This window comes from Bifidobacterium tissieri, from assembly GCF_002259645.1.
Lineage (GTDB): Bacteria > Actinomycetota > Actinomycetes > Actinomycetales > Bifidobacteriaceae > Galliscardovia > Galliscardovia tissieri.
This window is the reverse complement of the sequence record NZ_MWWV01000005.1, coordinates 18,331-39,339: the sequence shown is the minus strand read 5'-3', so window position 1 is coordinate 39,339 and position 21,009 is coordinate 18,331. Positions and strand designations below refer to the sequence as shown.

At 61.2% G+C, this 21,009-nt stretch carries 13 protein-coding genes, 1 tRNA gene and 1 pseudogene; 5 read left to right on the top strand and 10 right to left on the bottom strand.

From position 1 onward, the window contains the following. Window positions 1-27: 27 nt before the first annotated feature. The 3 genes and pseudogenes from BTIS_RS04710 to BTIS_RS04700 form a co-directional block, all read left to right on the top strand. Window positions 28-756: pseudogene (locus BTIS_RS04710) on the top strand (NUDIX hydrolase); the annotation flags it as partial. Between the two features lie 698 nt (window positions 757-1,454). Continuing rightward, window positions 1,455-2,207 (top strand): DedA family protein, encoded by a 753-nt coding sequence (locus BTIS_RS04705; RefSeq protein WP_094663163.1) that lies wholly within the window; start codon window positions 1,455-1,457, stop codon window positions 2,205-2,207. A 258-nt stretch (window positions 2,208-2,465) separates the two neighbouring features. Further along, a tRNA-Ala gene (locus BTIS_RS04700) sits at window positions 2,466-2,538 on the top strand. A gap of 250 nt (window positions 2,539-2,788) precedes the next feature. Here the strand turns inward: BTIS_RS04700 and BTIS_RS04695 are convergent. After that, a complete protein-coding gene (locus BTIS_RS04695) occupies window positions 2,789-3,817 on the bottom strand; it encodes a LacI family DNA-binding transcriptional regulator (protein WP_140557472.1) in 1,029 nt (342 codons plus the stop codon). Between the two features lie 361 nt (window positions 3,818-4,178). Here BTIS_RS04695 and BTIS_RS04690 point away from each other — a divergent pair, with 361 nt between their 5' ends. Continuing rightward, window positions 4,179-6,773 (top strand): glycoside hydrolase family 31 protein, encoded by a 2,595-nt coding sequence (locus BTIS_RS04690; RefSeq protein WP_094663159.1) that lies wholly within the window; start codon window positions 4,179-4,181, stop codon window positions 6,771-6,773. Between the two features lie 254 nt (window positions 6,774-7,027). Here the strand turns inward: BTIS_RS04690 and BTIS_RS04685 are convergent, their stop codons facing one another. From BTIS_RS04685 to BTIS_RS04645, 9 genes are all read right to left on the bottom strand, one after another. After that, entirely contained in the window at window positions 7,028-7,771 is a 744-nt protein-coding gene (locus tag BTIS_RS04685; RefSeq protein WP_094663157.1) for an HAD family hydrolase, read from the bottom strand. Window positions 7,772-7,853: 82 nt separating this feature from the next. Beyond that, a complete protein-coding gene (locus tag BTIS_RS04680) occupies window positions 7,854-9,935 on the bottom strand; it encodes an ABC1 kinase family protein (protein WP_094663155.1) in 2,082 nt (693 codons plus the stop codon). A gap of 399 nt (window positions 9,936-10,334) precedes the next feature. Beyond that, window positions 10,335-10,829 carry a phasin family protein gene (locus tag BTIS_RS04675; RefSeq protein WP_094663153.1) on the bottom strand — a complete coding sequence of 165 codons (495 nt, stop codon included), beginning with the start codon at window positions 10,827-10,829 and terminating at the stop codon, window positions 10,335-10,337. 449 nt (window positions 10,830-11,278) lie between these two features. Then, complete coding sequence (locus BTIS_RS04670) at window positions 11,279-12,007, bottom strand: type 1 glutamine amidotransferase (RefSeq protein ID WP_223848214.1); 729 nt, start codon at window positions 12,005-12,007, stop codon at window positions 11,279-11,281. A 129-nt stretch (window positions 12,008-12,136) separates the two neighbouring features. Next, window positions 12,137-13,603, bottom strand: coding sequence for a Mur ligase family protein (locus BTIS_RS04665; protein ID WP_245819309.1), 1,467 nt, complete (start codon window positions 13,601-13,603; stop codon window positions 12,137-12,139). A gap of 276 nt (window positions 13,604-13,879) precedes the next feature. Further along, window positions 13,880-15,289 (bottom strand): replicative DNA helicase, encoded by a 1,410-nt coding sequence (gene dnaB / locus BTIS_RS04660; RefSeq protein ID WP_223848208.1) that lies wholly within the window; start codon window positions 15,287-15,289, stop codon window positions 13,880-13,882. 25 nt (window positions 15,290-15,314) lie between these two features. Continuing rightward, window positions 15,315-16,865 carry a serine/threonine-protein kinase gene (locus BTIS_RS04655; RefSeq protein ID WP_094663147.1) on the bottom strand — a complete coding sequence of 517 codons (1,551 nt, stop codon included), beginning with the start codon at window positions 16,863-16,865 and terminating at the stop codon, window positions 15,315-15,317. A gap of 69 nt (window positions 16,866-16,934) precedes the next feature. Continuing rightward, complete coding sequence (locus BTIS_RS04650) at window positions 16,935-18,452, bottom strand: Hsp70 family protein (protein ID WP_094663145.1); 1,518 nt, start codon at window positions 18,450-18,452, stop codon at window positions 16,935-16,937. A gap of 94 nt (window positions 18,453-18,546) precedes the next feature. Then, complete coding sequence (locus tag BTIS_RS04645) at window positions 18,547-19,758, bottom strand: hypothetical protein (RefSeq protein WP_094663143.1); 1,212 nt, start codon at window positions 19,756-19,758, stop codon at window positions 18,547-18,549. 450 nt (window positions 19,759-20,208) lie between these two features. On the opposite strand from BTIS_RS04645, the gene BTIS_RS04640 reads away from it, so the two are divergent. Continuing rightward, window positions 20,209-20,739 carry a type III secretion system chaperone family protein gene (locus BTIS_RS04640; protein ID WP_094663141.1) on the top strand — a complete coding sequence of 177 codons (531 nt, stop codon included), beginning with the start codon at window positions 20,209-20,211 and terminating at the stop codon, window positions 20,737-20,739. Window positions 20,740-21,009: the final 270 nt, after the last annotated feature.

Sequence of the window (21,009 nt, the reverse complement as noted above, 5' to 3'; positions counted from 1 at the left end):
CTATCCCCACAAAGGAAGTAACGCAGCATGGGACTCGGCAATGTTTCGGAGCGGCGCAGTCAGCCGCCGCAGGTGGGCGTATCCGTCGTGATCTTGGCGCTTGGCACGGATGGCACGAATGAGGATGCGAACCGCAACCGTCTCTGGTTGCCGCTGGTCAGGCGTGTCCGTCAGCCGTTTCAGGGCATGTGGGCGCTGCCCGGCGGCAATCTGCGCGCCGACCGCACACTTGAGCAGGCGGCGTACGCGGCATTGGAGTCCACCACCGATCTGCATCCGCGGTATCTTGAGCAGCTGTACACCTTCGGGGGACCGGCACGATCACGTGGCGGATTGCCGATGGTTTCGATCGTGTACTGGGCGCTGGTGGGGCAGGCCGAGGCGCGCGCGTTCAAAACCGGGGATGTCAATGTGCAATGGTTCCCGGAAGACGGGCTGCCCGGGTTGGCATTCGATCATCGGGAGATCATCGACTACGCGCTGCAGAGGCTACGTACCAAGATCGAATACCCGTTGGTGGCCACGAGGCTTGTGGGCGAGGAGTTCACGCTTGCGCAATTGCATGGCGTGTACGAGGCGATTACCGGGGAAACGATCGATCTGGCGAATTTCCGGCGGAAGATGCTCGCATCCGGACAGCTTGAGGGCACTGGTCGGAAGCGGCGTGAAGGACGTCACCGGCCGGCGGCTACGTACCGGTATGTGCCGGAGGAGGATGGCGGCGACCGGCATGGGCAACGGGACCGCGGGAATGATCCCAATAGTCATGATCCCATCCGGAATGGGAGCGAAGGCGTTCATGGCAATGGGCCCGACGGCACCGGTATGGGCAACGAGACCGATAACAGAGCCACGCACTCCGACGGCACTGATCCGGGAACGGACACACAACCGGTGAGCCAACGGCCCGCCGCGGAGGACCCGCTTGCCGCGCTTATCCCATCGCGGCGATAACTCAGAGAATCGCTTCGTATTGTCGCGGTCACCCACATGTCGCAACGAAATGAGACAACCGCCGTGCGTTACGCGGGCCGGATTGTACGTAACGTGGGCCGTCTGTCGTTACGTGGGCCGCCCGGCCTATGTAACGCACACGCCAAAACCTTGAAATTGCAACGTTTTTTAAACTGCGTCACAAGAGCAACCCGGCCCACGTAACGGAACCCGGCCCACGTAACGCATGTCACGGCCTGTGTGACGCAACAGCCCGGCCCACGTAACACAACAACAGTTTTGCGGGACTTGTGCGCATAGGAAACGCCGCAAACCCCCGTCGTACCGCTGCTGCTAGGGTGTGGTAGTGGTTTTGCGGAGCCGCGGAAATACGCCGTCGGCATTCCGCCCGGGGAATCGTGGGGATACCCCACAACCACCGATACACCACCAATAGAGACACGAGCCGTGACGGCAGTCATGGCGTCATAGCGAGTAGAGCGGCAGGAAACAGCAACAGTATGGCTTTCGTCAATTTCATTCTTGAACTTCTGAAGGATCCCCGTGCGGCGATCGCCGCGTGGATCGCCATGGGCCCGGGAGTGGCCTGCGGATTCATCTTCCTCATCGTCTTCATCGAGACCGGTGTGGTGTTCTTCCCGTTCCTGCCCGGTGATTCCCTGCTGTTCGCCGCAGGCGTGTTCGCCGCCCCCGACGCCGTCACCGGCCAGTCCGCCCTGCCGCTTGGCATGTTGCTGCCTGTGGTGTGGTGCGCCCCGATCATCGGCGACCAGTGCAATTACTTCATCGGTCATTTCTTCGGCCGTCGCATCATCAAGTCCGGCAAGGTGAAGGCCATGACGCCCGAGCGCATCGCCAAGACCGAGGCCATGATCGACAAGTGGGGGCCGCTTGCCGTGTTCCTCGGTCGTTTCTTCCCCTTCATCCGTACGTTCATGCCGTTCATCTCCGGCATCTCCGGCATGCGCTGGAGCCGTTTCACCCCGTTCTCGGTGCTGGGCGGCCTGACCTGGTCGTCGCTGTTCACCTTCCTCGGCTACTTCTTCGGCAATATTCCGGCCGTGCAGAAGCACTTCGAACTGGTGATCGTGCTGATCCTGCTGGTGTCGCTGCTGCCGACCGTGATCGGTCTGCTCAAGGCCAAGTTCGGCAAGAAGAAGGCCGAACCGGCCGGCACCGCCACGACCGGCAACGCTGCCAAAACGATCGAAACCGCCGAGTTCAGCGATTCCACTCCGCATCACGCGGCGTGATATACGGCTGATCCGTACGATTGCGTTGAGTTTTCGCGTAGCGCGCGCGGATCGAATCATTGGGACCGGTCCGGGAAATCGAGTTTCCCCGGACCGGTCCTTTGCGTTACGGCATTGCGTTACGGCATTGCGTTGCCGGCCCCGTCAGCGCGCATCCACTATGCGAACGGTTTGTGAACGTGACACGATAATGAATTGCGCATTTCCGCGCGTCGTACTATATTAGGGCGAGTTGCCAGATATGGCGACGCAACCTTTGGGGCTATAGCTCAGTTGGTAGAGCGCTTCGTTCGCATCGAAGAGGTCGGGGGTTCGACTCCCCCTAGCTCCACGAAGGCCGTCCGAATTCCACCTCGGACGGCCTTTTTCATTTTCCGCGCACCCGTTCCGTCGCATTTACGTTATGTCGAACACCTATCTCCAAGTTCTGCAGTGATTCGGCCCCCTTGCGGACATCAATCTCCATGTTCTGAAGTCCCCGAAGCGGATATGCAAAGTATGCGCGTTGGAATTCCAACGATCGTGTTCGGCCTATAAGTCAATGGATGCCAGACCAGAACCCGGAGCGGACGCGCGAACGCTCACTGGCCGAGACGGCGAGTGGTGGCGCGCATGATCAGGGAGGTACGCAGCATGCTGTGGGGCTCGTGCAAGGTCTCGCCGTGCATGAGCGCGACGACCTTTTCCGCCGCCATACGGCCCATCATCACCGGATCCTGATGCAGCGTGGTCAGTTCGGCCATGGAGGAACGATCGTTGTCGTCGAAGCCGATGATCGCCAGATCCTCGGGCACGCGGATGCCCACACGACGCATGGCGTAGATCAGCGCGATCGCGAAGTCATCGGTCTCCACGCAGATGGCCGTCGGCCGGTTCGGTCGTGAAATGATACGGTTCGCGGTCTCCGAAACGGCGTCCTGGAAACTCCGGAACTTACTGGAATCACGGCCTTCGAACAATGCAAGATCGTTCTCGTCATATCCCATCTGCCGCGCCGCGTCCATAAAGGCACCGGAACGCAGTTTGGCACTGAACAGGAAGTCGGGATTGTCGGGCATCTCCACGAATCCGATGCGTTCGTGGCCAAGCGAATGCAACAGTTGCACGGCCTGATGCATGGAGTCGGCGTCGTCCACACGCACGGTGGCGCTGTATCCGCCGATCGCACGTGCGTCGAGACCGACGGACGGAATGGTGAGATCCTCGAGGATGCCCACCTGCGTGTTGTCGAGCATGATAGACACGACGATCATGCCGTCAAGATTACGATTGCCGGGCAGTCGTTCGAAGAAGCGCTGCATGTTGGCCTGCGTACGCACGATCATCGGCACCAGATCGTAGCCGGCTTCGCTGAGCACCTCGTAGGCACCTTCGAGTGCAGCGGCGTTGAACCATGTGTTGAGCGTATCGGTGAACACCATGGTCACGCGCATGGTCTTGCCGCTGGCGAGCGACGACGCGCTGCGCGACAGCGTGAAATGCAAGCGGTTGGCGACCTCCTGCACGTGGGCACGCGTCTTGGCGCTCACACGACCGGTGCCACGCAACGCACGCGAAACCGTGGATTCGGAGACTCCGGCCTGTTCCGCCACTTCCTTGAGACTTGCCACGCCCCCACTCCTTTGCTTCCACTGCAATCGCGTGCCACATGACCGCTTATCCGAAATTCAAACGCTTGTACCGCTCGAAATATGTGAGCGGACCGTCACCAAGCATAGGCTTGCGCAAGCGATTTGCGCAAGTTGACGACAAAGCACGGCAGCATATCAACCTGACACGCAAGCCACCGTCCGCGTTCCCGCACAACGTCTGACGTCATATACGATGTCACAAATATTAACGTTTGCACACGTAATCATGACAACACGTCAAATATCTTGCATATCATATGCGCAAGCGCTAGCATAATAACGCAATGCATTCGTCAATCAGTTGCTGACATGCATCACACATGCAACAAAGGAGTTTCATATGGTCGACAAATCCCTTTTCTCGTTCGATACACTCGGCACAGTGCCCGGCATGAGCCCGTCCGTCACGCTCGGCGGCGAGGCCGACGGCAAGCGCTGGCGCATCGGCATCATCACCGAATCACTGATCCGTTTTGAATGGTCCGATTCCGGCAAGTTCATCGACGTCCCCACCCAGACCGCGTTCGTACGCGACTTCCAGTCCGCGTACGGCGACGCCCTGCCGCAGTTCACGGCGATCGAGCGCGACGGATGGCTGGAGATCGACACCCCGCACCTGCACATCTCCTACAACCAGCAGCCGTTCACCAAGGAAGGCCTGTACGTCACGGTCAAGGGCGTGAAATCCACCGACAACACCTGGCATTACGGCGACGAGCAGACGCGCAATCTCGGCGGCACAGCCCGCACGCTCGACACGGTCGACGGCCGCACGCCAGTGGGTCCCGGCGTGATCAACACCGACGGCTGGGCGGTGATCGACGATTCGCAGTCCAACATCATCATCGAAACCGACACGGTCAACGGTCACGACAACCCGTTTGGCACCTGGGTCACGCCCAAGCCGGAACCCACCGAGGACTTCTACCTGTTCGGCTACGGCCACCGCTACCGCGAAGCCGTGCACGACTTCTACAAGCTCACCGGCCCCACGCCGCTGCTGCCGCGCTACGTGCTGGGCAACTGGTGGAGCCGCTACCACCGCTACACCGAGACCGAATATCAGGAGCTCGTCACGCGATTCGAGAAGGAAGGCATCCCGTTCACCACCGCCGTGATCGACATGGACTGGCATCTCGTGGACGCCGTCGACCCGAAGTACGGTTCCGGATGGACCGGCTACACGTGGAACAAGGATTTCTTCCCCGACCCTCAGCGCTTCCTGCACTGGCTGCACGATCACGGCATGAAGACCACGCTGAACGTGCATCCACGTGACGGCGTGCGCGCGTTCGAGGAGCTGTACCCCGAGGTTGCCGAAGCGGTGGGCATCGATCCGAAGACCGGCGAGGCCGTGCAGTTCAACCTGACCGACCCGACGTTCATGAATGCGTACTTCGACAGGCTGCACCACCCGATGGAGGACGAGGGCGTCGACTTCTGGTGGATCGACTGGCAGCAGGGCGGCGTGACCCGCCAGCGCGGACTCGACCCACTGTGGATGCTCAACCACCTGCACTATCTTGACTCCGCACGCACCGACGCCGTACGCGAGGGCGAGGACGCCGATCCAGCACAGAAGGCCGACCCGCGTCCGCTCACGTTTTCGCGCTACGCCGGCCCCGGCTCGCACCGCTACCCGATCGGCTTCTCCGGCGACACGATCGTGACCTGGGAATCGCTGCAGTTCCAGCCCGAGTTCACCGCCACGGCCAGCAACATCGGCTACGGCTGGTGGAGCCACGACATCGGCGGCCACATGTTCGGCTACCGTGACGAGGAGCTTGAGGCACGCTGGTACCAGCTCGGCACGTTCAGCCCGATCAACCGCCTGCACTCCACCGACTCGCCGTTCAACGGCAAGGAACCGTGGAACTTCCACACCGAAGTGCGCAACGCCATGACCGCCACGCTGCGGCTGCGTCACGCATTGATCCCGTACCTGTACACGATGAACTGGCGCGCGGCCGAGGAGGGCGAACCGATCGTACAGCCGCTGTACTGGGATTACCCGGAGATCAACGACGCCTACAAGCTGGTCGACGAGTTCACGTTCGGCACCGAACTGCTGGTTGCGCCGATCGTCTCCCCCGCCGACCGCGATGTGCAGATGGCCAAGGCCGACGTATGGCTGCCGCAGGGCACGTGGTTCGACTTCTTCACCGGTCGCCATTACGTGTCCCGTCCGGCGAACGGACGTCGTCTCGAAGCGTGGCGCGGTCTCGACGGCATGCCTGTGTTCGCCAAGGCCGGCGCGATCGTACCGTTGCAGGAGGTGCCGGAGAACGGCGATAACGCCGACGTGACCCCACTGAACGATGTCGCCAATCCCGCGGCGCTGCGTGTGCTCGTCTTCCCCGGCACGGACGGCGAGTTCACTCTCGTGGAGGACGACGGCGCTGCGGCGAGCGCGGTGCGCAAGGCGACCACACGGTTCACGTTGCACAACGGCAGCGGTGCCGGGCAGACGTCCACGTTCACGATCGACGCGGTCGACGGCGCCGCGGACGTGGTGCCCGGCGAGCGCGCATGGACCGTGGTGTTCCGCGGCGTGAAGGATTCCGCGGTGGCGGTGTCGGTCGACGGATCGGCAGCCGTTGAGGCCCGTACCGAATACGATCCGCAGACGTTGAGCCTGACCGTGTCCGTCCCGTCCACGTCGACGGCGGAATCGATCACGATCACCCTGACCGACGGTCTGACGATCGCCGACAATCCGACGGCCGATGACGTGTTCGCCGTGCTGCGGGATGCCCAGATGCGTTACCTGACCAAGGAGAAGGCCAAGACGCTGATCGACGATCTCGGTGTAGCGGCACTGCCCGGCCTCGCCACGCTCGAGGACATGCGCGGCGCCGACGACCGTCGATTCGGCGAATCGCACATGCCGCAGAGCGTAATCCAGGCGCTGACCGAGGTGCTCACGCGCGACTGACGCCCTTGCCCCCTTCTTGTGCAGCCGCCCCGCATTCGCCCCACGTTACACAAACGTGACCGTATGCATTACGTGGGCCGTTACGCGGGCCGCGGCGCTACGTTACGCGGGCCGTCAACGGCCCACGTAACAAGGTCAAAAAACGTTGAAATTGCAACGATATATGACTGCGTTACGTGGGCCGCCGACGGCCCAGATAACGGCCCACGTAACAAGACACGGCCCACGTAACGGGGACACGGGCAGCGTTGACGTTACCTGCCGGACTTGAGGCGCAACTCGACCAGATCGTGGAACATCTGCGGGGTCACGCCGTCCCACGTTTCGATGCACGCGAACTGCGGGCCGTTCTTCGACGGCGGATTGTCGGAACGAATGTACCCGGTCAACGCGATCGTGGTGGCACCGGAACGAGCCGCCGACTCCAGGCCCACTGCGGAATCTTCCAACGCGATGCACTCGCGGATCTCATCGCCCTTGATGCCAAGCTTGGCCGCCGCCGCAAGGAACGGAGCGGGGTGAGGCTTCTTCTCCGTCACATCGTCGTGGCACACGTACGCCGCGAACACGCCTTCCGGAGCCTGCGCCACGGCCGACTCGGCCATCGCACGCGGCGAGGCGGTGACCAATACGTTGGGAATGCCGGCGTCGCGCGTCGCCACAAGCACGTCAAGCACGCCCGGCATCCACGGCATCTGCTCCATCTCGCGTTTGGCCACGAAGTCGATGATACCGGCGGTGAGTTCCTCCACGCCGAGCTTCGTACCACGATCGATCATCATCTGCGCCACCTGGGGCACGGGCGTGCCGGTGACCTTCCAGCCCATCTCCTCACTCCAGTCGCCGCCGTACTGCCGGGCGAACCAGAGTTCGGCCTCATGCCAGATCGGTTCGGAATTGATGAGGGTGCCGTCCATATCCCAGAACGCGGCACGCGGCAGCTTCGTGTTCGCGTCGGTTGCGTTCGCGGTCGTCTTCGGTGCAGTCGTATTCGCCATGCCTCCAACTTTACGTAGGCCTGTGGTCCGCACACCAGCCACGCCTGCACCGTCGAATCCGGCCGCATCCGCCTACATCCACTTACATCCGTCGTTTCGGCCGGTTCTTGCGGAAAATGTCGATCACGATCCACAACGACAGCATGAACGCCACCACGTATCCCATGAACCCGATGACGGGGATGCCGAACACCACCGGTTTCATACCCGCGTAGTACACGATCGACGAGCCGATGAACAGGCCGACCACGATCAACGCCATGGTCAGGCGGTCCACCATATAGCTCATCTGGCGAATCGGCTCCTCCGAACCGACCATCTCCACGTTCGCCTTGATCTGCCCACGCGTGAGCATGCGCATCGCCGTACGTGACTCGGACAGCGCACCCAACGCGCCATGCAGCGCCTTCTGCCCCTCGATGCCGATCGTCTTCGCCTCCTCCTTGGCGGCGGAACGCAGGCCCCTCGTATTCGCGATATGCGCGGTGATGATCGCGATCATATCGGTGTCGGGCAGGAATTCGTCGAGCACGCCCTCCAGTGTGACGAGTCCGCGCGCCACCGTGGTCACGATGCCCGGCAGTTCGACGTGATGCTTGCGGGACAGCTGGATCAGCGCATTCACGAACGCGCCGATGTCAAGATCCTGCAGACTGACCGTGCCGAAGTCCTGCACGATCGCGTCGAGGTCGGACAGCAGTCCGGGATAGTTCACCTCCGCGGTGTCGGTGGGGCCGGCGAAGCGCAGGAACGCCTCGGCCAGCGCCGGCGAATCCTGCTTGCCCACGGCGAAGATGATGTCCTGCAGGATCGACCGCGTGCGTGCGGACAGACGGCCGGTCATGCCAAGGTCGATCATCACGATCTGCCCGTCATGGATGATGATGTTGCCCGGATGCGGGTCGGCGTGGAAGAAGCCTTCGTCGAGCACCTGCGCCGCGTAGTTGTCGACGAGTTTGTTGCCGATCTCCTCCAGCGAGTAACCGGCCTCGATCAGACGGTCCGGATGCGAGACGGAAATGCCCTCCACGTAGTCCATCACCACCACGTGCTCGGTGCATAGGTGAATGTACGGCTTGGGGCAGTCCATGTACTTGTAGTCCTTGGCGAACTCGCGGAAATCAACGAGATTGCGCGCCTCGATAAGGAAGTTCGTCTCAGACTGGAAACTGTCCCACAACTCCTCGATCACGCCGTTGAGATCGACGATCTGCGCGGATTTGACGAATTTCGTCATGTATTTCGACACCGAACGCATGATGTCGATGTCCTGCGCCATGGTCTCGCGCACGCCCGGACGCTGCACCTTGACGGCCACATCCTCGCCGGTGACGAGTCTGGCGCGATGCACCTGGGCGAGCGACGCCGATCCGAGCGGCGTGCGGTCGATGGATTCGAAGATCTGGTCGACCGGCTGGCCGTATTCGTGCGACAGCGTGTCGAGCACGATCTCGTAGGGCATGGGGTCGGCGTCGGCGCGCAGTTTGGCGAGTTCGTCGCAGAATTCCTGCGGCAGGATCTCGCTTCGCATCGACAGGTTCTGACCGACCTTGACGAATGTGGGGCCGAGCGCCTCGAACATGAGACGCATCTTGACCGGTGTGAGCCCGTGGAAAATATCGAATTGACGGGCGATGCCAAAGATCTCGCGGATTCGACGGATGCGCCCCTTGCGCGTGAGATGGTACTGCTGGGCGAACGTGGGCTCGTTGCTGCCGAACAGGCCGATCGTGCGTTCGGTTGCGCTGGCGCGAGCGCGGGTGCCGGCGTGATCGGTGAGGCTGTCCTCCTCCTCGGTGACCGGGGTGCCGGAGATCGCGTCGAGCACCTGTTCGTCGGTGAGCAGCGGATCGTTGGGTGCGTCGGTGACAGGGGTGGCAGGGGTGACGGGCGTGTCGGATGCAGCGGACGCAGCGGACGCAGTAGACGAGGTATCGGCTGCCGAAGTGGCGGAGCTGGGCTTGGCGGCGGTTGCCGTAGATGCCGGAGTGGCGGTGGCTTCACCGACGATGGAGTCAGTCGCGTCCTCGGTCGTACCGGCGGTCGTGCTGGTAGCGGCTGCCGACGTATCAGGCTGGTCGACGGAAGAGATACGCGACCGACGTCGACGGTACTGATTGTGCTTCTTCCGATGCTGGGACTGCGCCTTGTGTGCCTGTGCCATAGTTCACCAATGATAGTGCGCGGTTATGTTTGCGGTTATATTCACGTATGTTCGCGATCGTATTCGTGTCGTAGTCGTGGCACGATTCGTGATGGCATTCGTGCTGGTTCGACATTCGGTATTCGACATTCGGTATTCGTGACGAGGGGATTCGATTGTGAGGAACGGTTCGCGGGATCGTATCGCAGACGTCACGATCAACCATATCCGATCACGATGTCCCGTTGCTGCGGTCGCAGTCGTACGGTCTCGATCGTACGTGTCCCGACTGTTGCGCTCGCACAGTTATGACGATCGGCTGGGCCTCGAACGGTACTGACGATGCCGAGGTCCAGCCGTATTCGTGGTGGTCATGCAGTCGGACGTATTGCCGGATACTGGTGACCTGCGGACTTGTCGTTACTCGGCCTTGGGGTCGGCGGCGGCATCAGCGGCGGGTTGATCGGCCGGAGAATCGGCGTCGGCAGGAACGTCGGCGGCATCAGCAGTGTCGGACTCGTCGGCCTCAGCTTCCTTGGCCTCGGCGGCGGCCGCCTTCTCGGCGTTCACGGTCTCGGCGATCTTGGCCACACGCGCAACGTATTCGGCACGCTCCTCGTCGCTCATCACGGACAGGCGGGCCTTGAGCGCGGCGTCCTTCACGTCGTCCACGGCATCGCGGGCCTTGGCAGCGGCGTCGGTGGCACCGGCGAACGCGCCCTTGGCGGCACCCTGCGCCTTGCGCGTCAGCTCGGAATTCAGCACCTTGCCCTGATCGACGGTCAGCTCGCCCTTCTTCACAAGCTCGTCGATGATCTGCTGGCTCTTTTCGGCACTGGTCGCCACCGCGCCCACACCCGCGAGGAAGATGGTGCGCAGGCCTTCACCCAGACCGTTGAAGTTGAAATCAGCCATGATGACACTCCTTCATATCCGCCGGCGGATCCGGCTGTATCGGCTGTAACGTACGAGTCCGTCGGGGCGATCATAACGTGCGTCGCATGCCATGCGCCGTACGTCGTGCATCGCATGTCGCGTGTCACGCAACGAAACCACCTGACACACACGCGTTGTCATGATCGCAACCCATCTCGTATCGACTTCAACTTTACCGCAGCCACCCCCGTTCGCCCCTGAACACAACCGGGTGTCCTGTCGTCCGTCACGTGGGCCGCGCTGTGTTACGTGGGCCGTTACGTGGGCCGTTGCAGCATTTCGGGAGAAACCGCGAAAACGTTGAAAAATCAACGGTTTTCAACGCGTGTTACGTGGGCCGTGCACGGCCCACGTAACGGCCCACGTTATGGAGACGGCCCACGTAACGCAATGTGCGCAGTGTCGGCACGGAATAGCTGACGGTGTGATTACCGCGGGCGGGATTCGGCCACGCGTCGGGCCTCGGACGCGAACTGGTCGAGACGGTCCAGCTCCTCGCGCGCGGACGCCGTCACCTGCGGATCGAATACGCCGTACCGGTGCTCGGCGGCCTTGGCGATCAGAAAGTCAGCGATGCGCGGGTTCTTCGGCAGCAGCGAACCGTGCATGTACGTGCCGATCACGTTGTTCATGCGCGCACCTTCAAATCCGTCCTTGCCGTTGTTGCCAGCGCCCTCGCCGCGCACGCGCCCAAGCGGCTTCGCGCCCTCGCCGAGGAACGTCTGCCCGGAATGGTTTTCGTAGCCGATCACCGTGCCGAAATCGTCTGACTCCTCCACCAGATTGCCGATCAGTCGCACGGACTCGCCCACCGTGTGCGCGTCGAGAATGCCGATGCCGGGCAGCTTCTCCCCCTCGCTGGTCTCGAAATACTCACCGAACAGCTGGTACATGCCGCAGATCATGAGCATGGGCACACCGTCGGCGGCAAGCTCGCGAATCAGGTCGGCACGGGCGAAGAAGTCCTTGATGATCTTCTTCTGACCGGTGTCCTGACCACCGCCGCCAAGAATCAGATCCACGCCGATCGGCCACTGATCGCCCTGATTGTAGTAGTGCGTGACCGGCTCGTAGCCGTACAGCGCCATGCGACGCTGTATGGTGAGCACGTTGCCCGAGTCGCCGTAGATGTTCATGTCCTTCGGATACAGGCTCATGATGTCGAGACGGCGATCCTCTCGGGGTTCGTCGTTCGCGTTTTCGTTCGTAACGTTCGTGGCGGAGGTCGCGTTTTCGTTGGTCATCGTCAGTCCTCGATTCGTTCGTTCTGTCGCGTGCTCGCCGGATCAGCGGCCCACGCCGGCGTCCGACACCTTGGTCAGATGGCCCAGATGCGCGCGCACCTTGAGCATCGACGTGTACGTGCAGTAGATGCGCTTCGGCGTACCCGGATTCGCCTTGACGAACGCGTCCACGGCCGTGTCGATATCCTGCTCGACCTTGCCGACCGGCACCTGATCGTATTCAAGACGCAACGCCATATCCCACGCGCGCACGCCCGAAACCATGCGCACGCCCGTACCGCGCAGACCGGTGAAATCCACGTCCCACAGCCAGCTCATATCGCGGCCGTCGGCGTACTGGTCATTGATCACGATCATCGTGTCGTGACCGGCCGGATCAAACGACTTGAGTGACATACGGAAGCCCATCGGATTCTTGACGAGCAGCAGTTCCACGCGAGTGCCGTTCACGTCGATGGATTCGCCGCGGCCGAACGCAGGGGTGACCTGCGCCACGGCGTTGATCAGATCGTCGGTGCCCGCGTTCGCGAACCGTTCGATACGACGACGGGCGGCCGGTTTGGCGAGCTTCGACGATTCCATGGCGGTGGCGTCGATCATGGCCGCGCGCACCACGGCGAGTGCGGCGGCGGCATTGTAGAGGTTGTAGATGCCTTCGAGTTTCACGCCGGTAGACCGGACGGTGCCGTCGATGAGGAATTCGGCGGTGTGATCGCCGACCGCGGTGAGCGTGACGTCGGCGGGAAGCGGATTGGTGGAGATCGGAGTGGGCGTGGCGGCCGCGGCGGAACCGTCAGTCGCGGTCGCGGAGGGGGCGGCAGACACAGCAGACACCGTCGCAGAATCGGCCGGCGCAACGGACTCAGCCGCAGTCGTATCCGCATCGTCCGTATCACGCATATCGGCGGCATGCATGTCGTCGTCGGTCGGGAAGAACGATCGCAGATCGTCGGACAGTCCGAAATACTGCACCTTGGTGCCGTCCGGCACGAGTTCGGCGAGCTTGGCGATGCGCGGATCCTCACGATTGAGCACCACCGTGCCGTCGGTGGCCGCAGCCACATGGCCGAGCAGTCGGGCGGTGTTGTCGATCTCACCGAACCGGTCAAGCTGGTCACGCATCACGTTGAGCAGCAGCGCATACCGCGGGCGGACCTGCTTCACGAAGTGCACGGCGTACGCCTCGTCGAGCTCAAGCACGGCGATGTCGGCGTTGAGATGACCGGCGATCGACACCTGCTGCAGCAGCGCGGACACCACGCCGCGTGTGAAGTTCGATCCGGTGGGGTTGGTGAACACCTTGAGTCCGAGCTGCGCGAACATGGACGCGACCATGCGCGTGGTGGTGGTCTTGCCGTTCGTGCCGGACACGAGCACCACGCCGTACGGCAGTCGGCTGAGTGTGCGGGCGAGGAAACCGGGGTCGATGCCCTCGATCACCTTGCCGGGGAACGCGCTGCCGCCGTGATGCGTCAGACGGGCGGCCAGACGCACGCACTTGCCGATCAGCGGGGTGGCGAAGGCGTTCCACGGCGTGCGCGGAGTGCCCGTTGCGGTCGCATTGTCGTTCGCCGAAAGACCGGCCTGACCATTACTCTTCACTGTTCACTGCCTTCTGTTCTGTTCGACTGTGCTGGCTGTTCGACTGTATTGATCCGGGTTCGATTACGCCGTCCGCCGAGTCGTACTGTCCGTCCGACTGCGCCGACGACGTGCCCGATCGCCCACAACCATACCAATTCCACGTCACGTTGCGACGCCGATCGTCGTATCACGACCGACCGATCACACGCCCTGCTGGAAGTCCTGCGGCATGTCCTGGAATCGGGAGTTGGCGCCAAGGAACGCCAGCCCGAACGTCTCCGTCGGACCGTTACGATGCTTCGCCATGATGATGTCCGCCTCGCCGGGACGATCCTCCTTGTCGTAGAAGTCGGGACGATGCACCAGGAACACCACGTCGGCGTCCTGCTCGATCGAACCGGACTCACGCAGATCGGACAGCTGTGGCTTCTTGTCGTTACGCATTTCCGGACCACGGTTCAGCTGCGACAGCGCCACCACAGGCACCTCGAGCTCCTTGGCGAGCAGCTTGAGCGCTCGCGAGAACTCGGACACCTCCTGCTGGCGGGATTCCACTGCCTTGCCGGAGCTCATGAGCTGCAGGTAGTCGATCACCACGAGTTTGAGATCGTTGGTCTGCTTGAGTCGTCGGCATTTCGCGCGAATCTCCATCAGGCTCATGTTCGGCGAATCGTCGATGAACAGCGGCGCGTTGGAGAGCTTGCCCCAGAAGTTGTTGAGCGTGTTCCACCGTTCCGGCGTGATCTCGTCGGCGCGGCGCAGCGCACCCAGCGGGATGTTCGTTTCGGCGGCGATGATACGCTGCGCGAGCTCGTTCTTACTCATCTCGAGGGAGAACACCACGGTGGTCATGTTCGCGTGCAGGGCCGCGTGGCGGGCGAAGTCGATGCCGAGCGTGGACTTGCCCATGGCGGGGCGGCCGGCGACCACGATCATCTGGCCGGGCTGCAGGCCCTGCGTCACGTCGTCGATGTCGCGGAAGCCCGTGGGCACGCCCTTCTGGATCAGACCGTTCTGCAGGGCGTCGAGCTGGTTGAGCGTCTCCTCCACCACGGGACCGATGGCCTCGTAGTCCTGGCGGACCTTGCCCACGCTCATCTCGTACACCTCGGCCTGGGCGAGGTTCACGATGTCTTCGGCCTGCGATCCTTCGGCCGAATAGCCCATCTGGGCGATTTTGGTACCTGCGGCGATCACATTGCGCAGGATCGCGCGCTGGTGCACGATGTCCGCGTAATACGTGGCGTTCGCGGCGGTGGGCACGGAGGCGACCAGACTGTGCAGATAGTCGGCGCCGCCCACCTTCTCAAGGTTGCCCTCCTTGAGGAGTTCGTTCGCCACGATCACCGCGTCCACCGGTTGCGACGCGGAGAACAGCGTGATGATCGCCTCGTATACGGTCTGATGCTTCGGCTGATAGAAGTCGGTGACGTCGATCATCTGGCTGACCTCGCCGATCGCGTCCTTGCTCATGAGCATGCCGCCGAGCACGGCCATTTCCGCGTTGTCGTCGTGCGGGGGGACGCGGTCGAAGATCGGGTCACGATCCGTGCGCTCGGAGCGCGCGGCGTTATCCCCGCGCTCGTTCCTCTCAAACGTCTGTTCTGCCATACTCACGATTGTAGGGAGATCACGATCACAGGGAAGCCATAATGGCATCCATCGTGTCGACGCCCGCGTCTGCGTTCAGCACAGAAGCCGCGGAGAACGGATACCCGCCGCCTATCTTCCACACGGCTCCGATCACCAGCACCGCCAGAATGATGGCAAGGATCCTGTTCCTGCGTTGCCTGCGACGCTCTCGTTTCGACCGCTCCACCGGACTGGGACCGTCATCGGCTGCACGATTCGTACTGCGCACGCCACGCGGCCCGCCGTCTTCCCGCTGGCGATGAAGGAACTCCTCGACATCCAACGTGGCGATGTCGTCCTGCTCGCTTTTCGCCTGAGGGTATCGTGGATTCGGCATCTTCCTTGTAGGCTTTTCCTCAGGCATTGGCACCGTATCCATCAAACGGGTTCGCGTGGATCCGTCGTGGACCACATTCGAGTTCTCTTCCGTGGCGATCTTCTCGGTCTCGCCCGCCGCGTCATTCCGCGGAACAGTCGCGCCGCCATCCTGACGCAGTCGAACACGCTTCTCGCCGAACACGTCCTCGCTGGACTCCGGACGCTCCTGCACAGGATGCTTCTCCACATGACCCTGCGGATTGTGCTGCGCGTATTGCAACGCCTGCCGCAGATCGGCGACGTTCTGATACCGGTCCTCCGGCCGCACCGCAGTGGCTCGGGCGATCACCTCACATAATGCCGCGCTCCCATGGGCAGGTTCGGGCAATGGGCCGGTACACCGACGAATCATCGCCTTTTCCTGAGACAGACCGGCATACGGCAAGGCCCCATCATTGCACATGCGGAACAGGATGATGCCCACGCTGTAGATATCGGCGCGTGAATCATACGGCTGATGCCGTAGCCGTTCCGGTGCCGCATACGGCATGGTGGCCACGGCCGTAGGAGCATTCTCGCCATCGGCGAGCAGACGCGAGATACCGAAATCACCAAGTTTGTAGCACTTACCGTTCTTATCGTAGAAGATATTGGCCGGCTTCACGTCACGATGCAGAATATGTTTCATCTCGTCGTCGGTCCTCATCGACGCGGTGGCGCACTGCAGCAGTCCCTCACACAGATCAAGTCCCACTGCGATGATCCTGTTTTCATCGTACGGACCAAGACCATCTTCGATGGTCTTCGTCAACGTCTGCGGCAGGTATTCCATCAGGATCACCAGATCCTGCCCGGAACAATCGCCATCCCGCCATGGCACGGTGGCGTGGGCCCAGATCTGCACGATGTGCGATTGCCCTCGCAGGTTCTCCATGAGCCGCCATTCCAAGCTAGCCTTGCGCACACACTTGGTCTTCTGTTCGTCCGTCAGCGGATGAGACAGGTCCTCAGAGAACATTTCGATGATTTTGATGGCACCCTTCAGCCTATTACCGTATCCGGCGCTGACCGCGAAAATGGCGCGACTCGGATTCGATTGCACGTACAGGCAATCGCCCAGGCTCCATTCGACCTCCGCCGTATCGCAATTCAGCCCGTGCCGCACGTACGACACGGCCTGAAGATACCGATCCGGATTCCTGCGCACACGTGTCTCCGCACTCACACTCTTCATCATGTTCCCCACTTCCTCATATTGTCGTGACGCCGCAGGATCCTGTGCAGCATCATGGCTGTCCGTCCGTTCCTATACCTGAAATTCGAATCCATCGCCGGAGATCCGGGTCTTCCCCTGCGTGACATGACCATGTTCGTCCCTGGCCTCAAGCTCCAGCAGCCCATCGGTGTTCAATGTCATCGTCACGTTGACCCTTGTTCCTCTGGGCATTTTCACGCCGAAGTCAAACTTCACCTCGAGTATGGCCTTATCGCTGAGCGAGTTATATACCTCGCTGGTCTCGGCATTCTCATCGGTTTCGAATACGAGAATCCTCATCTCCGTGCCGTCGGCGTGCGTGACGTATGTGTTAACGCCGGTCGCCGGCAGCACCATGCCCTTGCGAATCTGATTGGAGATGATCCATCTGTCGGAACCCATGTGTTCATGGGCGCGAACGCCGTACGACAGAGGAGCCCGGTCACGCAGGAACGAATTGTCACGCGCGTTCGGGTTGCAATGTTGCGCATAATACGCGGCACCGGACACCACCGCATATTCGGGATGCTCCACAATGACCGGCAGATTCGGAAACCGTCGTTGCATGGCTGCCTTCACCTGTGGCATGTTCGACGATCCGCCAACGCAGACGATGCGCTGCACCTGACCGCCGTCCACCTTGGCAATCACCTCGTCCACTTTGGCCATCGTCCTCTCCAGAAGATCGCGGGTGATTTCCTCGAATTTGGCGCGGGTCACATCGATCTCATACGTTTCCCCGTTCGACAGGTACAGCACGGATGTCGCCGTATCTTTATCCGACAACTCCCATTTCACCTGTTCGGCGGCGTTCCGAATGCGGTTCCGGTCCATCGGAGATAGTTCCAACGGCCCATATTCGCGTTCGCATTCCTTGATGAGATATCGTTCCAAACGATTGTCCCAGTCCCGGCCTCCGCAACGTTCCATCTCGGAAGCCAGCACATCGAATCTGGTGTCCTTACTACCGTCGGCTGCGACCATGGCAACGTCACACGTACCACCTCCGAGATCGTAGACCAGCACACGAGTATCGTCGTTCAAGCTTTGGCGGAAATGGTCGAGCGCCGCCGCCACCGGCTCCTTGATCAGTCCGATCACGTTCAGTCCCGGGCCGCCTTCCTCCAGTGGCAGACGCGCCGCCTGACGGATGATCTCTTTCTCCATATCCGTGAACTTGGCCGGTACCGACAGCACTACGCCCTCGATCCTATCGTCGAAACCGTTTTGCGCCCCTACGCTGATGGCAAGCTTGGCCACCTCCTTGAGGATCGCGGCTGTGATCTGCACCGAACTGAACTGTCGTCCATCGATCATGCGCGCGGCAATGCCGCCTTGCTCGTCGAGGAGCTGGAGTTTAATCGCACGCACCACCTGTTCTGACTCTTTGCCGTAGGCTCGTTTCTCGGCCTCCTTGCCGGTGAGCACGCCGCGCTCTCGCCCGTAGTAGAACACTGAGGGCACGGCATAGTCGTTTTGCCGCTTGAATACCGTCGTGCCGGTGCCCAGTTCCTCGTCAACGGCTGCGGCTTCGGAGAAACTCGTACCGAAATCAATGCCGATCTTCATGTCTTGTTCCCTGTCCTTCTCTTACTTCACATCGTGTCTCTGGCGGCATAGCAACGTCGCTGCCTCGTCCGGACTTATGGCCCTCAGTCGTCGTTCAGCGTTCTACGGCAAGCACGACGAATTCCTTGCGATTCAATTGTGCGAACTGATCGGAATGAAATCCCGGCGCCACGCTCATGGAGACCGTCGCAGTATCGGGATTCATAGTCTCAACGGTCCCGCCGACGACACCGTTGATCTCGTGCAGCTCTGGATCATACGACGTTCCCGGCCGAGAACGAACCACGGTGACGCCGCACACATTCAGCTGGCGCTGCACTGTGTTCCGAATCACACGAAGGGCTTCCACGGCCTTGAGATAGTCTCCGTCTGGAGATGGGACCCCATTCTCGTTTTTGCCTGCGAGCGCTTTGCGTTGGTATTCGTACTGTCCGTCGAGAAGGGTGTAGATTCCGATAAGTTGCCGTGCGTGCGCAATGGACTCCTCAACGATGTAATGGTCCTGAAAATCACGCATGCTCTTGACAAGGTCGCGGGCGCTGCCCTGCATCTGCCGCATGGTGGTCTGCCATTCGGTTTGCGTGACATTCCACTGTTCGACGAGAGTCCGCGCATTCTGCGGTTCGACGGTGGGCTGCGCCGAAGCATCGCGACGGCGCGGCTTGCGAAGAGGCACCGACTTCGGTTCCTCAGCCACCCTCACCGTCGGGGCATCGCCGGGCGTACATGTACCCATCCGATCGTCCATCAGTCGCACAGTGGACTCGTCATCATGACCGGCGCGGGACACACGAGTCGTCACACCGTCGGCATGGTGGTCACGGCTCGTCAGTCCTTGGCTTTCACACAGTTTCCGCAATGCGGCCATCAACGACATACCGTCTCGGGTCTGAGCTCGGTTGTGCCGAGATAGCTGTTGGAACATGTCGACGAAGCAGCGCGTCCATTCATCGGAGGTGACCGCCCCGGTGAACAGATACACGATATCGTTAGCGTGGCTGCCGGTGTTGAGAATCGCGGAGGGGTCCGCCCCGTTCCACTTCTGGTACAGGCCGTTGAGCAGATAGTACAGGTCAAACGCGGTCGGCTGCCATTGCGTCGGCACCGATTCATTCCGCATAAGCAGATACGCGCTCTTGAGAATGCTGAAGCTGAACTCATTCACATTCCGGCCCTCATGCCATGCATGCGTCTCGCGATCCATTGCCTCGATCACGGATCGGAGGCGAGCGATCCGATCGCCATTGGCGGACCTGTCCAATGGCTGGTTGGCGTAGACCTTTCGGGCATCCTCATAGATCCGCATGCTTCCTTCCGGGGCGACCTTGTCCTCTTTGACTCCCCGTAACATACCGAACCATACCATGATCACGCCCTTCCCGTGCGTCCGGACATCCGTTTCATACCAGCCTCATGCAGAAAAGTCGTTACACCATCATTTGACTTCGGAGCAATAGGGAATAGGTCGATATGATGATTTCGACGATATCACAGATAGGCATCAAAGATGCCCCCGTTCGTTTTCATGGAACATGATGACCACTATGGGACATGATCTGCACGCCGAGATATCTCTTTTTTGTGCCTGTCCCCTTGAGATGCGGATCCGATACCCATCGGTGGCAGAAAAGTACCGCGGTTTGTGCGGGCCATTACTATGGGAATTAACAACAGCGGTCATGCGGACGACGGCGAAGATGCCCGTCGTTCCGTTGCCGGCACACGGCCGGCGCGACTGCAGGGGGAAGGAGCCAACATGGCATTTTCATCCGCACTGTACGCACGAGTCAAGGAATACCTCGATTCTGACGGACTGCACTACGACGAGTTCCCGGACGAGGGTCGTTTCCAGTTCGGCATCAACATTCATTCCAAGGTGCGTAACGTGACTGTACGTATCTTCGTGGATGAGGACAACTTCAGCGTGGTCTCATTCCCGCAGTTCGGCGGCGATCCGCAGGATCCGGAGAACATGCACGCTCTGGCCGAGTACACCGCCCGCGCCAACTACGGTCTGGTGCAGGGCAACTTCCAGATCGACTTCCGTGATGGAGAGCTCCGTTACTGGAGCGCCATGCTCACCGATGACAACAACCTGCCGTCGATCCACACGATCGGTCGCGTGGTGTTCGTGGGAATCATGATGTGGGAGCGCTACGGCGACGGCTACCTCAAGGTGGGCCTGGCCGGCGTGGACCCGGAGACCGCAGTCAATGAGGCGGAGAACCCCCAGCCGGCCGCCCCGCAGGAGCCCTCCCCCACCACCATCGACCCGGAGATCCTGTAAGGTCTGCGGTCTTGTGAGGTTGTGAGGTTGTGAGGCTGTGAGGCTGCTGCAAGTGTGAGGTTGCCGCAAGCCAGACGCGTGCGAACCGCGGTTATGCGCGACCGCGATTTCGCGCGCCCGCACATTGCAGGGGAAACTGCGCATCAGTTTATTGCGACGGTCTCCGTCACCAGCACTCGCGGCAATCACAGCACTCACAGCGTTAGCAATATTCACAACGTTCCAGCACTTACAGTCATAAATCCGCAACGTATTAGACACCCGCACGGC